The following is a 12096-nucleotide window of genomic DNA, read 5'->3' as shown; positions in this document are numbered from 1 at the left end:
GTGCGTGCCCCAAGCGTTTCCGTATGCGGCACGTCCTTCGACAAGCTCAGGACGAACGGGGTGAGCTAATCACCCGAACTACCGCAGATCACGCGTTCGCGGCCATCCACTGCTCGACCACCGGCGCGACCTGATTGCGCCATTTGCTGCCGTTGAAGATGCCGTAATGGCCGGCATCGACGCTGAAATAGCACTTCTTCGCGTCGGGCAGGCTGGTCGCGATGTTGAGCGCCGCGCGCGTCTGGCCCATTCCCGAGATATCGTCGCGCAGCCCCTCGATCGCGAGGATGCCGATATCGGTGATCGCCGCCGGATCGACCTTGCGGCCCCGGTGCGTCATCTCGCCCTTGGGAAGCGCGTGGTTCTGGAACACCAGATCGATCGTCTGCAGGTAGAATTCGGCGGTCATGTCGCAGACCGAACGATATTCCTCGTAGAAGCGCTTGGTCGAATCGGCGCTTTCGTCGTCGCCCTGCACGAGATGCTTGAACATCTCCCAATGCGAAACGAGGTGGTTGCCGAGGTTCATCGACATGAAGCCGGCGAGCTGGAGGAAGCCCGGATAGACCTTCCGCCCCGCACCCGGATAGGTGAGCGGCACCTTGACGATCACGTTCTGCTCGAACCAGCTATGCGGCCGCTCGGTCGCCAGCGTGTTGACCGCGGTCGGCGCCTCGCGCGTATCGACGGGTCCGCCCATCATCGTCAGCGTCTTGGGGCGGCAGGGATTCTTGTCCGCGCTCATCACGCAGGCGGCGGCGTAGCACGGCACCGACGGCTGGCAGACCGCGAGCATGTGCGTATCCGGGCCGATCGCCTCCAGGAAGGCGATCACGTAATCGACATAATCCTCGAAACCGAACGCGCCCTCCGACATCGGCACCAGCTTGGCGTCGCGCCAATCGGTGATGTACACGTCGGCGACCGGCAGCATCCGCTCGACGGTGCCGCGTAGCAGTGTCGCGAAATGGCCCGACATCGGCGCGACGATCAGCAGCTTGGGACCGCCCTCGACCCCGCGCCGCGCGAAATGCTTGAGCTGCCCGAACGGCTTGCGCAGCACGATCTCCTCGATGACATCGACCTCCTCGCCGTCGATCAGCGTGCGGTCGAGCCCGAAATCGGGCTTGCCGCGCGGCGCGGATGCATGCGCGAACACCTCCAGCGCGGACGCGATCACCGGCCCGCCACCGAAATAGGAGAACGGGTTTGCCGGGTTCTGGAGCAGCTCGGCGCTGAAATCGGCCATTGCGCTTGCGCCGGCGAGGAAGGAACGTTGCAGTTCGTAGGCGTTGTACAGCATGAGGCGTATGTAGCGATCTATCTGGGAATGAACATACAGTAGAACGCACCGGTCGAAAGCAAGTTTCGGATAGCGTGATCGACCGCGTCGATCATCGCTTACCCGCCGTTCCCCCGTGAACGCGGGGGGCCTTAGTCAAGCAGTGCTGCGCTCGTGGCCCTGGACCCCCGCGTTCGCGAGGGAACAAAATGTTGTCGTCGCGAGCAGTGGCGCACGCACGGCGGCTTTGCTAGGCGACGCCGATGGCTGAAGTCGACAACGCCGAGCCGCGCGGATCGCGCAAGTTGAGCAATCTCGGCATGGTGTGGCGTCATGCCACGCGCTATCCCGGCCGGATCGCGATCGCGCTGGTCGCGCTCGTCGTGGCGGCGGGGGCGACGCTCGCCTTCCCGGCGACGTTCAAGCAGATCGTCGACAATGGTTTCGCCGAACACGCCAACGCAGGCGCGGTGGCGCCCTATTTCCATCACCTCATCATCGTCGTGCTGGTGCTCGCCGTGGCGACGGCGGTGCGTTTCTACAGCGTGTCGTGGCTGGGCGAGCGCACCGTCGCCGACATCCGCACCGCGGTCCACGCCAATCTGCTGACGCTGTCGCCCGCCTGGTTCGAGGAGAATCGCCCGTCCGAGATCGCCTCGCGCCTCACCTCGGACACCGCGCAGATCGAAAATGCGGTCGGCAGCACGATTTCGGTCGCGTTGCGCAGCCTCGTCATCGGCATCGGCGGCATCGTCTATCTGTTCGCGCTTGCTCCCAAGCTGGCATTGTCGCTGATCGTCGGCATTCCGATCATCATCACGCCGATCTTCCTGCTCGGCCGGCGCGTGCGGCAATATTCGCGTTCCAGCCAGGACCGGGTCGCCGATATCGGTGCGCTCGCGGTCGAGACGCTCGGCGCGATGAAGATCGTCCAGGCGTTCGGGCAGGAAGCGCGCGAGGGCGAACGCTTCCGCACCGCCGTCGACCAGAGCTTCGAATCGGCCAAGCGCCGTTTCCGGCTGCGCGCGATCATGACCGCGCTGGTGATGGGGCTGCTGTTCGGCGCGGTGACGCTGCTGATGTGGGACACCGTCAACGATGTCGCGAGCGGGCGCCTGTCGAGCGGCTCGCTCGCCGCGTTCGTGCTGACCGCCGGTATCGTCACCGGCTCGTTCGGCTCGCTGACCGAAGTGTATGGCGACCTGCTCCGCGCATCGGGCGCCGCCGGGCGCCTGTCCGAACTGCTCGCCGAACGCCCTTCGATCGCGGCGCCGGCATCGCCCGTCGCCTTGCCTGAACCGCCGCGCGGCACGGTGGAATTCTCGCACGTCGAGTTCCGCTACCCGACGCGCCGCGACGTGGCGGCGCTGCACGATTTCACGCTGAGCGTCGCGCCCGGCGAAACGGTCGCGATCGTCGGGCCCTCGGGCGCCGGCAAATCGACCTTGTTCCAGTTGCTCCAGCGCTTCTACGATCCCGATGCGGGCGAAGTGCTGGTCGACGGCGTCGCGCTGCCGCGCGCCGACCCCGCCGCGATTCGGCAGCGGATCGCGATGGTGCCGCAGGATACCGTGATCTTCGGCGCGTCGGCGCGCGACAATCTGCGGTATGGCCGTTGGGATGCGAGCGACGACCAGCTCTGGGCCGCCGCCGAGGCCGCCAACGCCGCCGAATTCCTGCGCAAGCTGCCCGACGGGTTCGACACGTTTCTGGGCGAGGGCGGGGCGCGCCTCTCGGGCGGCCAGCGCCAGCGCATCGCGATCGCCCGCGCGCTCCTCCGCGACGCGCCGATCCTGCTGCTCGACGAAGCGACCAGCGCGCTCGACGCCGAGAGCGAGCAACTCGTCCAGCAGGCGCTCGAGCGGCTGATGGCCAACCGCACCACGCTCGTCATCGCCCACCGCCTCGCCACCGTGCGCGCGGCGCGGCGCATCATCGTGATGAACGACGGCCGCATCGTCGAAAGCGGCAGCCACGCCGACCTGATCGGCGCTGGCGGCCTGTACGCGCGGCTGGCGAGTTTGCAGTTCAGCGAGGCGGCGTGAGGGTGGGCTCCTTATCCCGTCCTTACGTCTCCCCTCCCTGGAAGGGAGGAGTTTCGGGTCGGTCATGCCCCCGGCATGACCTGAACAGTGCGGGGCACTGTTCACCCGAAACTGGGGGTGGGTTGCTCACGAGGGAAGGTAACGCTTGCCCCATACCGACCCACCCCCGACCCCTCCCTTCCAGGGAGGGGAGCAGGGCGCAACCATGACCACCACCGACCTCACCCCCGATACCGAGCACCGCGGCCTCGTCGCCCTGCTTCCCGCCGCCGCGCGCCCGTTCGCGCTGCTCGCGCGGTTCGACCGGCCAATCGGCTGGTGGCTGTTGTTCTGGCCCGGCGCATGGGGCGTCGCGCTCGCCGGCGGCGCCATCACGCGCTGGGATCTGATCCTGTGGCTGCTCCTCGGCAGCATCGCGATGCGCGGCGCGGGCTGCGTCTACAACGACATCGTCGATCGCGATCTCGACCGGCAGGTCGCGCGCACGCGCAGCCGCCCGCTGGCGAGCGGCGCGGTCAGCCTGAAGGCGGCGTGGATCTGGCTGGTCGCTTTGTGCCTGATCGGCCTCGTCGTCCTGCTCCAGTTGAACCTCTATGCCGCGATCGTCGCTTTGCTCAGCCTCGCGCTGGTCGCCGGCTATCCGTTCATGAAGCGAATCACCTGGTGGCCGCAGGCGTGGCTCGGCATGGTCTTCTCCTGGGCGTGCCTCGTCGGCTGGAGCGAGATCGCGGGCAAGCTGACCATCCCCGGCCTGCTGCTCTACGCCGGGTCGATCGCGTGGGTGATCGGCTACGACACGATCTACGCGCTGCAGGATCGCGAGGACGACGCGCTGATCGGCGTGCGCTCCTCGGCGCTGCGCATGGGCAGCCGGGTCCGGCTCGGCGTCGGTCTGTTCTACGTGGCCGCGCTGCTGCTGTGGGGCGGGGCCGTGTGGCTGGTCCGCCCCGATCCGCTCGCGCTCGCCGCGCTGTTGCCGGTCGCCGCGCATTTCGGCTGGCAGGTCGGCACGCTCTCGCCCGATGACGGCGCCGGCGCGCTCGCCCGCTTCCGGTCCAACCGCTTCGCCGGATTCCTCATGTTCTGCGCGTGTTTTGTGGTCGGGACGGTCGCGACGCTTTGACCTTCGCGGGGTCCGTGCCTAAGTCCGACATATGTTGACCATCGAACAGGCGCAGGATCGCGCCGCCGCAATCGTGGATCGCGCCCGGGCCGCTGGCGCCGACGCCGCCGACGCCGTTTTCGCTGCCGATACCGCGCTCGACGTATCCGTGCGGCTCGGCGCGCTTGAGGATGTCGGTCGCAGCGAAAGCGAGGAACTGGGCTTGCGCGTCTTCGCCGGCAATCGCTCGGCCAGCGTCTCCACCTCGGATTTCAGCGAACATGCGCTCGCCGCGCTGGTCGAACGCGCGGTGGCGATGGCGCGCGAGGCGCCCGAGGATGCCTGGGCCGGTCTCGCCCCCAAGGATCGGCTCATGCGCGGCGCGCCGCCGCAGCTCGATCTCGACGACGGCGGTGAAGCCTCGCCCGAATCGCTGCGCGAAGCCGCGTTGGCCGCTGAGGATGCCGCCCGCGCGGTCGCCGGCGTCACCAACAGCGAAGGCGGATCGGCCAGCGCGTCGCGCTCGATCTGGGCACTCGCCACCAGCCACGGCTTCGCCGCCGCTTATGCGGCGACCGGCTACGGCCTGTCGGCGAGCGTGCTGGCCGGGGAGGGCGGTTCGATGGTGCGCGACTATGCCTATCACTCGACTCGCCGCCGCCGCGATCTCGACAGCGCCGAGGAGATCGGCACGCGCGCGGGCGAGCGCACCGTCGCGCGCGCCAACCCCGGCCGCGTCGAGAGCGGCGCGCTGCCGGTGGTGTTCGATCCGCGAGTCGGCTCCAGCCTGCTCGGCCATTTCATCGGCGCGATCGGCGGACAGGCGATCACGCGCCGGACCAGCTTCCTGCTCGACGCGCTCGGCACCGCCGTCTTCGCGCCCGGCGTGCGGATCGAGGACGATCCGCACCGTCCACGCGGGCTTCGCTCGCGTCCGTTCGACGGCGAGGGGCTGCCGGTGTCTCCCTTCGCGATCGTGCAGGACGGCGCGCTCGAAAGCTGGCTGCTCGACAGCGCCTCGGCGCGTCAGCTCGGGCTGGAGCCGACCGGCCATGCCGCACGCGGCGTCGGCGGCGCACCGGGCGTCTCGACCAGCAACCTCCACATGGCGGCGGGGCATCTGTCGGTACAGGCGCTGATGGCGGACATCCCGCGCGGCATCTACGTCACCGAGCTGATCGGCATGGGCGTCAACGGCGTCACCGGCGATTATAGCCGCGGCGCCGCCGGCTTCCTGATCGAGAATGGCGAGATCACCACGCCGGTCGCCGAGTTCACGATCGCGGGCAATCTCAAGGACATGTTCCGCGAGCTTACCCCCGCGAACGATCTCGAATATCGCTACGCCACCAACGTCCCCACCATCCGCATCGACGGCATGACGGTCGCGAGTGGCTGACGCGCTCGCCGACCGGATCGCCGATATCGCGGCCGAGGCCGGCGCGCTGGCGATGGCGCGCTGGCAGACCGATTTCGCGCGCTGGGAGAAATCGCCCGGCAATCCGGTCAGCGACATTGATCTCGAAGTCAACGCGCTGCTCCACGCGCGGCTCTCCGCACTCGATCCCGAAGCGGGCTGGCTATCCGAAGAGACCGCCGACAGCGCCGCACGGCTGTCGTGCAGCCGGCTGTGGGTGGTCGATCCGATCGACGGCACGCGCGATTATCTGCGCGGGCGGCCCGGCTGGTCGGTGTCGGTCGCGCTGATCGAGGACGGCGCAGCGATGATCGGCGTGCTCGATGCGCCCGCGCGCGGCGAGATTTGGCGCGCGGTGCGCGGCGGCGGCGCGTGGCGGAACGGCGTGGCCTTGCAGGCGAGCGACCGCACCGACCTCGTCGGCGCGCGCGTGCCGACCGACGCCCTGCCCAAGGCCGACCGCGATCTCGTCGTCGTCGACAAACCCAATTCGATCGCGCTGCGCATCGCGATGGTCGCCGCCGGCGAGGCCGATCTCGTCGCCACCGCGCGCTGGGGCAACGAATGGGACATCGCCGCCGCCGCGCTGATCGCGACCGAAGCGGGCGCGATCATCACCGACGCGCTCGGCGGCGCGCTCGCCTTCAACACGCAAGCCGCCGAAGCCTTCGGCATCCTCGCCACCGCGCCGGGCATCCACGCGGCGGCCTCGGCACGGCTGCGCGAGCGCGCGCTGGCGGCGAGCGTGCGCTGATCCCCGCCGCCGTTCGTGCTGAGCTTGTCGAAGCACGTGCCCAAAGCGCGACGCCCGTGGCACGCCCTTCGACAAGCTCAGGGCGAACGGTTTGGCGGAGTCGAGCCACCCATCACCCCCGCCAGCGCATCAACCCCTCCTGCGCGCTGCTCGCGACCAGACGCCCGTCGCGCGTGAAGATGCGGCCGCGGCCCAGCCCGCGCGCATGGCCGGACCAGGGCGATTCGATCGAATAAAGCAGCCACTCGTCGGCGCGGAACGGCTCGTGCAGCCACAATGCATGGTCGAGGCTGGCGCCCTGGACGCGCGGATCGAACAACGTGATCGGGTGCGGTGACCGCGCCGCCGCGATCAGCCCGAGATCAGAGGCATAGGCGAGCGCCGCGCGGTGCATCGCCGGATCGTCGCCGATCGTGCCGATCGCGCGCAACCACACGTTGAGCACCGTCGGCCCCGCCTCGGGCAACGCCCAGAGCGCGGGCTCGACCGGCCGCACCTCGATCGCGCGGGAGAAGGCGGGCGGCGGCGATCCCTGCGGCGCGGCACGCCCGGCACGAAGCTCCTGCTCGTTCATCAACCGCTCCGGGCCGGGTACATCGGGCATCGCGTCCTGATGATGCAGCCCGTCCTCGGGGATCTGGAAGCTCGCCGTCATCGTCAGGATCGGCACGCCCTTCTGGGTCGCGATCACCCGCCGCGTCGCGAAGCTGCGCCCGTCGAAATCGCGCACCACGCGGAACACGATCGGGTAATCGTCATTGCCCGGCCGCATGAAATAGGCGTGGAGCGAATGCGCGATCTTGGGCGCCTCGGTCGAGCGTTGCGCGGCTTGCAGCGCCTGCGCGATCACCTGACCGCCGAACACACGACCGACCGCGCCGGGCAGGCGGGGGCCACGGAACAGATCGGTGTCGATCTCCTCGACATCGAGCAACGTCACGAGCTGGCGGGCGAAATCGTCGGGCTTGGCATCGGTCATCATTGGCTTCCACACTGCGCACGCTCGTCGTTCGCGCCCGCATCGCCCAAGTCAAGACGGTGCGATCCGTTAACACAGTTCCGCTACGCTCGCCGCGCCAGCAAGCGGGGAGTGTGGCAATGGATATGGCAATAGACGTGGCGACGCATTCGCCCGCGCGGCGGAGCTGGCTCGGCACGGTCGAGACGGCGCGCTGGGTCGTGCCGGCGATCTTCGCGCTCGCGATTGTGCTGCGCCTCGCGCTGATGCTGCTGATGCCGCAACAGCCGATGTCCGACGGATTATGGTATATCGACCGCGCGCACGACATGGCGCGTGGGCTCGGCTTCCAGGAACAGGGCCGCCCGACCGCGTTCTGGCCGGTCGGCTACCCCGCCGCGCTCGCCGCGAGCATGATCGCCGCCGGGCCGTCGCTGCTCGGCCCGATGGCGCTCAACCTCGCCGCCGCCGCCGCGATCCTCGCGCTGATGCTCCGCTTCGGCGCGCTGCTCGGCATCGGCCCGCTTGGGCGTCGCATCGCCGCTTTGCTCTATGCGGTCTATCCCGCGCATATCGCCTACACCGGGCAGACCTTCGCGGAAACGCTGTCGACCGCGCTGGTGATGGCCGCGTTCGTGGTGATGGTCGCCGGGCGCGCGCGGCTGTGGGCGCTGGCGGGGGCGGGGCTGCTGTTCGGTGCGGCGACGCTGATGCGCGCGCAGATCATGTTCTTCCCGATCGGCGCGTTGATCGCGATGGCGTTGTGCTTCAGCGATTTCGGCTGGCGCGGGCTGCTGCGCGCGGTGCTGCCGGTCCATCTCGCGCTGGCGGCGGTGGTGCTGCCGTGGAGCATCCGCAACACCATCGAAATGGGCGCTTTCATCCCGGTCTCAACCAACGGCGGCATCGCGTTGTATTATGGCGCCAACGACCGCGCCACCGGCGACTGGTACGAATGGGAGCGCACGCCGATCTGGGACGCGACCGGCGTCGGCATCCCATACCGCGAGCATGTCTACCGCCAGGTCGAACTCGACCAGCGCTTCAAGGCGCTCGCCAAGGACTGGATCGTCCACCATCCGGGGCGGTGGGCCGCGCTGGGGCTGCGCAAGGTGCTGTTCGTGTGGCGCAAGGACAGCGATGGCCTGTGGGGCGTCGATTCGAGCTATCCCGGTCTCGGCCCGGCGTTCACCATCGCTCAGGTCGTCAACCACCTCTATTACATCGGCGTGCTGCTGTTCGGCTTCGCGGGCCTCGCGGTTGCGGTGCCGTCGCTGTGGCGCGGCGGGCGTGCGCGGCAGGGGCGGCGCCCGATCCTGCTGCTCGGCTGCATGCCGGCGTTCGTGACGCTCACCGCCTTCGCCTTCACCGGGCAGGTGCGTTATCATTACCCGGCGATGCCGTTCCTGATCCTCGCCGCCGGCTGGATGGTCGCCCGGCTGCTGAAGCAGAATGAGGGCGAGCAACTTTGAACTCACCGTCGCCCCGGCGCAGGGCATCCCATCAAAGTAATACTTTGATGGGGCCCGAAGGCCGGGGCCGCTGCGTAATTTGGCGAGCCGGGTGGCCTAAACGCAGCGGCCCCGGCCTGCGCCGGGGCGACGATCATGCCGTGATGCGCGCCGCCACCGCCTCCGCCACCTTGATCCCGTCGATCGCCGCCGAAAGGATGCCGCCCGCATAGCCGGCGCCTTCGCCCGCCGGGAACAGCCCCTCGCTGTTGAGGCTCTGGAAATCCTTGCCCCGCGTGATTCGGATCGGGGAGGAGGTGCGCGTCTCCACCCCGGTCATCACCGCATCGGGATCGTCGTAGCGTGCGATCTGCCGGCCGAACACGGGCAGCGCCTCGCGGATCGCCTCGATCGCATAATCGGGCAGGCAGGCGGCGAGATCGGTCGGCGTCACGCCGGGCTGGTAGGAGGGCGTCACCGTACCAAGCGCGGTAGAGGCGCGAGCGGCAAGGAAATCGCCCACGCGCTGCCCCGGCGCATGATAGGATGATCCGCCCGCGACATAGGCGAGCGACTCCCAATGCCGCTGGAACGCGATCCCCGCGAGCGGCCCGCCGGGATAATCCCGCGCCGGATCGATCGCGACGACCAGCCCTGAATTGGCGTTGAACTCGGCGCGCGAATATTGGCTCATGCCGTTGGTGACGACTCGGCCTTCCTCGGAGGTCGCCGCCACCACGCGCCCGCCCGGGCACATGCAGAAGCTGTAGACGGTGCGCCCGTTCGCGCAGTGATGCGACAGGCTGTACGCCGCAGCACCGAGATCGGGGTGGCCCGCGCAGGCGCCGAAGCGCGCGCGGTCGATCCAGCTTTGCGGATGCTCGATCCGCACGCCGATCGAGAACGGCTTGGCCTCGATATGGACGCCGCGCGCATGGAGCATCTCGAAGGTCGGCCGCGCGCTGTGGCCGACCGCGAGCACGACATGCTCGGCCTCCAGAAAGCTGCCGTCGTGGAGGTGAAGCCCGCGCAGCCGCTGGTGGCCCTCGCCCGTGCGCTCCAGTTCGAGATCGTCGACTCGCGTCTGCCAGCGATATTCGCCGCCGAGCGACTCGATCTGCGCGCGCATCGACTCGACCATCGAGACCAGCCGGAACGTGCCGATATGCGGGTGCGCTTCCCACAGGATATCGTCGGGCGCACCCGCGCGGACGAACTCTTCCAGCACTTTCCGTCCGAGGAAGCGCGGGTCTTTGACCCGGCAGTAAAGCTTGCCATCGGAGAAGGTGCCGGCGCCGCCCTCGCCGAACTGGACGTTCGAATCGGGGTCGAGCACGCCGCGCCGCCACAGCCCCCAGGTATCCTTGGTCCGCTCGCGCACCGCCTTGCCGCGATCGAGGATGATCGGGCGGAACCCCATCTGCGCGAGGATCAGCCCCGCGAACAGCCCGCACGGCCCCGCGCCGATCACCACCGGCCGCGTGCCAGACCAGCCGGCGGGCGCGGTGACGGGCGGGCGGTAGGTCATGTCGGGGGTAGGGCGGAGATCCTTGTCGCCGGCGAGCCGCGCCAGCACCGCGCCCTCGTCGGCAAGATCGACATCGAACGTATAGACGAGCTGCACGGCATTTCGCCGCCGCGCATCGTTGCCGCGCCGATACAGCGTGTACCCGCGCAGATCGCCGGGTGCGACGCCAAGCCGCGCGCAGATCGCAGGCGCAATCGCCTCAGGGGGATGATCGAGCGGGAGGTAGAGACCGGACAGACGGAGCATCGCCGGGCCTGTACAGCGTCATGGCCGTTGCGCCAAATGGCGGGGGTGGCCGTCGCGAGCGCCGTGGGCTGCGGGGTGTGCGCAGCGCCGCCGCCCGACCCCTCGTTCGCCCCGGAGCGATCGAAATTGGCTCGGGCACGCGCACCTGTGTCGTGGACAACGCACGCGGTACGGTTTGCGCCGAAATGGTGCCGTTTCGATGTCCATGATCTCCGGGCACCGCGATATGATCCGCGCCGAGCAGGGACAGGGTGGCGCGATGCGGCTCATGATATCTCACCGGCGCCGGTGGCGCGATCCAGCGGCCCGGTATCGAGAATCTCGCCTAAAATAGCGAGTGGGGAACGGCATGCCTGGCTCCGGCGTTTTGCTCAAATCCGCGAGTGGCGTCACATAGAGTTTGATTATCATGAATAAATCTTGTTACAAAATGCCCAATAGTGTCGCAGACGGCAATAGGCTTCTCTAAAATTCGTGACGATATTGGCCCGCTTCAACATGGGAGGGGATGTCACCTCGGTCCGCAGGGACATCACGGGTGCCGGCCCTGCTTCAGGAGCGCTTTGGGGACGGGTGTATAGGAGATGCTCGTCCGTGGTGGACTGACATGTGAAGGCGTTGGCAGGATCAGCTTCGCGATGATCCCGGCGAGACTTGGGCGCCCACATGCGCGAGGCGATCTCGCGCTCCTCCGGGCCCATCGCGTTCGCGTAAATGGCGGTCGTCTTGAGATCGGCATGACCCAGCCAGCGTTGGACGAGATTCAACGGGATGCCTGATTGGACGGCGTGAACGCCAAAGGCATGTCGCAAACCTTTCGGCGATGCGTAGTCACCACGGATGCCAGCCGCATCCATCACTTCACAGATTCGACGATAGCCGGTCATTCTTGACCAGGGCCATAATCGTTCCGTAGTAAAAACACCGGAATCGAGCCATTTGCGAAGCTGGAGGAGCAGATCTTTCGGCAGAGGGATAGAGCGGAACAGGCGTTTTCCGCGTTTCTTCAGGCTGCGAATGATCAAGGTTCCAGTCTTGAAGTCGATATTTCTGGCCGTCAACGCAAGCGCCTCGGAAATTCTACAGCCGGTGGCTGCCAGAATCCAGCAGAACGCTCGAACCGCAGGCTCCCGCGCGTGCGCGGATCTGAGGAAATCCAGCGTTTCGGACCGCGTGAGATATTTACGTTGGCCTTCGCGGTTGTAGACGGACCAGGGCATTGCGCTGAAGCTTTCCTTCACAGTGTTCCGGGACGGCGCCGTAACCGCGTCTCCGTTGCCAAACCCCTGCTTTTCGCCGTCTGCGACACTATT

Annotated in this window: 9 protein-coding genes; 5 read left to right on the top strand and 4 right to left on the bottom strand. The window is 68.0% G+C overall.

The genetic code is table 11. The annotated features are described in order from the left end of the window. Nucleotides 1-88: 88 nt before the first annotated feature. Entirely contained in the window at nucleotides 89-1303 is a 1215-nt protein-coding gene (locus tag J0A91_RS22220) for a polyhydroxyalkanoate depolymerase (RefSeq protein ID WP_069206722.1), read from the bottom strand. A gap of 242 nt (nucleotides 1304-1545) precedes the next feature. Between J0A91_RS22220 and J0A91_RS22215 the strand changes: the two genes are divergently transcribed. From J0A91_RS22215 to J0A91_RS22200, 4 genes are all read left to right on the top strand, one after another. Further along, a complete protein-coding gene (locus J0A91_RS22215) occupies nucleotides 1546-3327 on the top strand; it encodes an ABC transporter transmembrane domain-containing protein (protein WP_069206721.1) in 1782 nt (593 codons plus the stop codon). 205 nt (nucleotides 3328-3532) lie between these two features. After that, nucleotides 3533-4450 carry a 4-hydroxybenzoate octaprenyltransferase gene (ubiA, locus tag J0A91_RS22210; protein ID WP_069206720.1) on the top strand — a complete coding sequence of 306 codons (918 nt, stop codon included), beginning with the start codon at nucleotides 3533-3535 and terminating at the stop codon, nucleotides 4448-4450. Between the two features lie 31 nt (nucleotides 4451-4481). Further along, nucleotides 4482-5828: a TldD/PmbA family protein gene (locus J0A91_RS22205; RefSeq protein ID WP_069206719.1), complete on the top strand. Its 1347-nt coding sequence runs from the start codon at nucleotides 4482-4484 to the stop codon at nucleotides 5826-5828. Nucleotides 5829-5880: 52 nt separating this feature from the next. Further along, on the top strand, nucleotides 5881-6600 hold the full coding sequence (locus J0A91_RS22200) for a 3'(2'),5'-bisphosphate nucleotidase CysQ (protein ID WP_420852840.1): 720 nt from the start codon (nucleotides 5881-5883) through the stop codon (nucleotides 6598-6600). A gap of 112 nt (nucleotides 6601-6712) precedes the next feature. Here the strand turns inward: J0A91_RS22200 and J0A91_RS22195 are convergent, their stop codons facing one another. Next, nucleotides 6713-7579, bottom strand: coding sequence for an acyl-CoA thioesterase (locus tag J0A91_RS22195; RefSeq protein WP_069207579.1), 867 nt, complete (start codon nucleotides 7577-7579; stop codon nucleotides 6713-6715). A 119-nt stretch (nucleotides 7580-7698) separates the two neighbouring features. Here J0A91_RS22195 and J0A91_RS22190 point away from each other — a divergent pair, with 119 nt between their 5' ends. Continuing rightward, on the top strand, nucleotides 7699-9030 hold the full coding sequence (locus tag J0A91_RS22190; protein ID WP_150127028.1) for a hypothetical protein: 1332 nt from the start codon (nucleotides 7699-7701) through the stop codon (nucleotides 9028-9030). A gap of 133 nt (nucleotides 9031-9163) precedes the next feature. Here the strand turns inward: J0A91_RS22190 and J0A91_RS22185 are convergent, their stop codons facing one another. Both J0A91_RS22185 and J0A91_RS22180 read right to left on the bottom strand, forming a co-directional pair. Further along, nucleotides 9164-10783 (bottom strand): NAD(P)/FAD-dependent oxidoreductase, encoded by a 1620-nt coding sequence (locus J0A91_RS22185; protein ID WP_069206716.1) that lies wholly within the window; start codon nucleotides 10781-10783, stop codon nucleotides 9164-9166. A 407-nt stretch (nucleotides 10784-11190) separates the two neighbouring features. Further along, complete coding sequence (locus J0A91_RS22180; protein WP_083225003.1) at nucleotides 11191-12003, bottom strand: tyrosine-type recombinase/integrase; 813 nt, start codon at nucleotides 12001-12003, stop codon at nucleotides 11191-11193. Nucleotides 12004-12096: the final 93 nt, after the last annotated feature.

The sequence above is a fragment of the Sphingomonas panacis genome (genome assembly GCF_001717955.1).
GTDB classification, from domain to species: Bacteria; Pseudomonadota; Alphaproteobacteria; order Sphingomonadales; family Sphingomonadaceae; genus Sphingomonas; species Sphingomonas panacis.
This window is presented reverse-complemented; position numbering and strand designations above follow the sequence as displayed.

What these genes read in the sequence shown, in the direction of transcription:
- J0A91_RS22180 (WP_083225003.1), bottom strand. Translation starts at nt 12,003, where the DNA reads ATGCCCTGGTCCGTCTACAACCGCGAAGGCCAACGTAAATATCTCACG.
- J0A91_RS22200 (WP_420852840.1), top strand. Translation starts at nt 5,881, where the DNA reads ATGGCGCGCTGGCAGACCGATTTCGCGCGCTGGGAGAAATCGCCCGGC.
- J0A91_RS22220 (WP_069206722.1), bottom strand. Translation starts at nt 1,303, where the DNA reads ATGCTGTACAACGCCTACGAACTGCAACGTTCCTTCCTCGCCGGCGCA.
- J0A91_RS22185 (WP_069206716.1), bottom strand. Translation starts at nt 10,783, where the DNA reads ATGCTCCGTCTGTCCGGTCTCTACCTCCCGCTCGATCATCCCCCTGAG.
- ubiA (WP_069206720.1), top strand. Translation starts at nt 3,533, where the DNA reads ATGACCACCACCGACCTCACCCCCGATACCGAGCACCGCGGCCTCGTC.
- J0A91_RS22205 (WP_069206719.1), top strand. Translation starts at nt 4,482, where the DNA reads ATGTTGACCATCGAACAGGCGCAGGATCGCGCCGCCGCAATCGTGGAT.
- J0A91_RS22195 (WP_069207579.1), bottom strand. Translation starts at nt 7,579, where the DNA reads ATGACCGATGCCAAGCCCGACGATTTCGCCCGCCAGCTCGTGACGTTG.
- J0A91_RS22190 (WP_150127028.1), top strand. Translation starts at nt 7,699, where the DNA reads ATGGATATGGCAATAGACGTGGCGACGCATTCGCCCGCGCGGCGGAGC.
- J0A91_RS22215 (WP_069206721.1), top strand. Translation starts at nt 1,546, where the DNA reads ATGGCTGAAGTCGACAACGCCGAGCCGCGCGGATCGCGCAAGTTGAGC.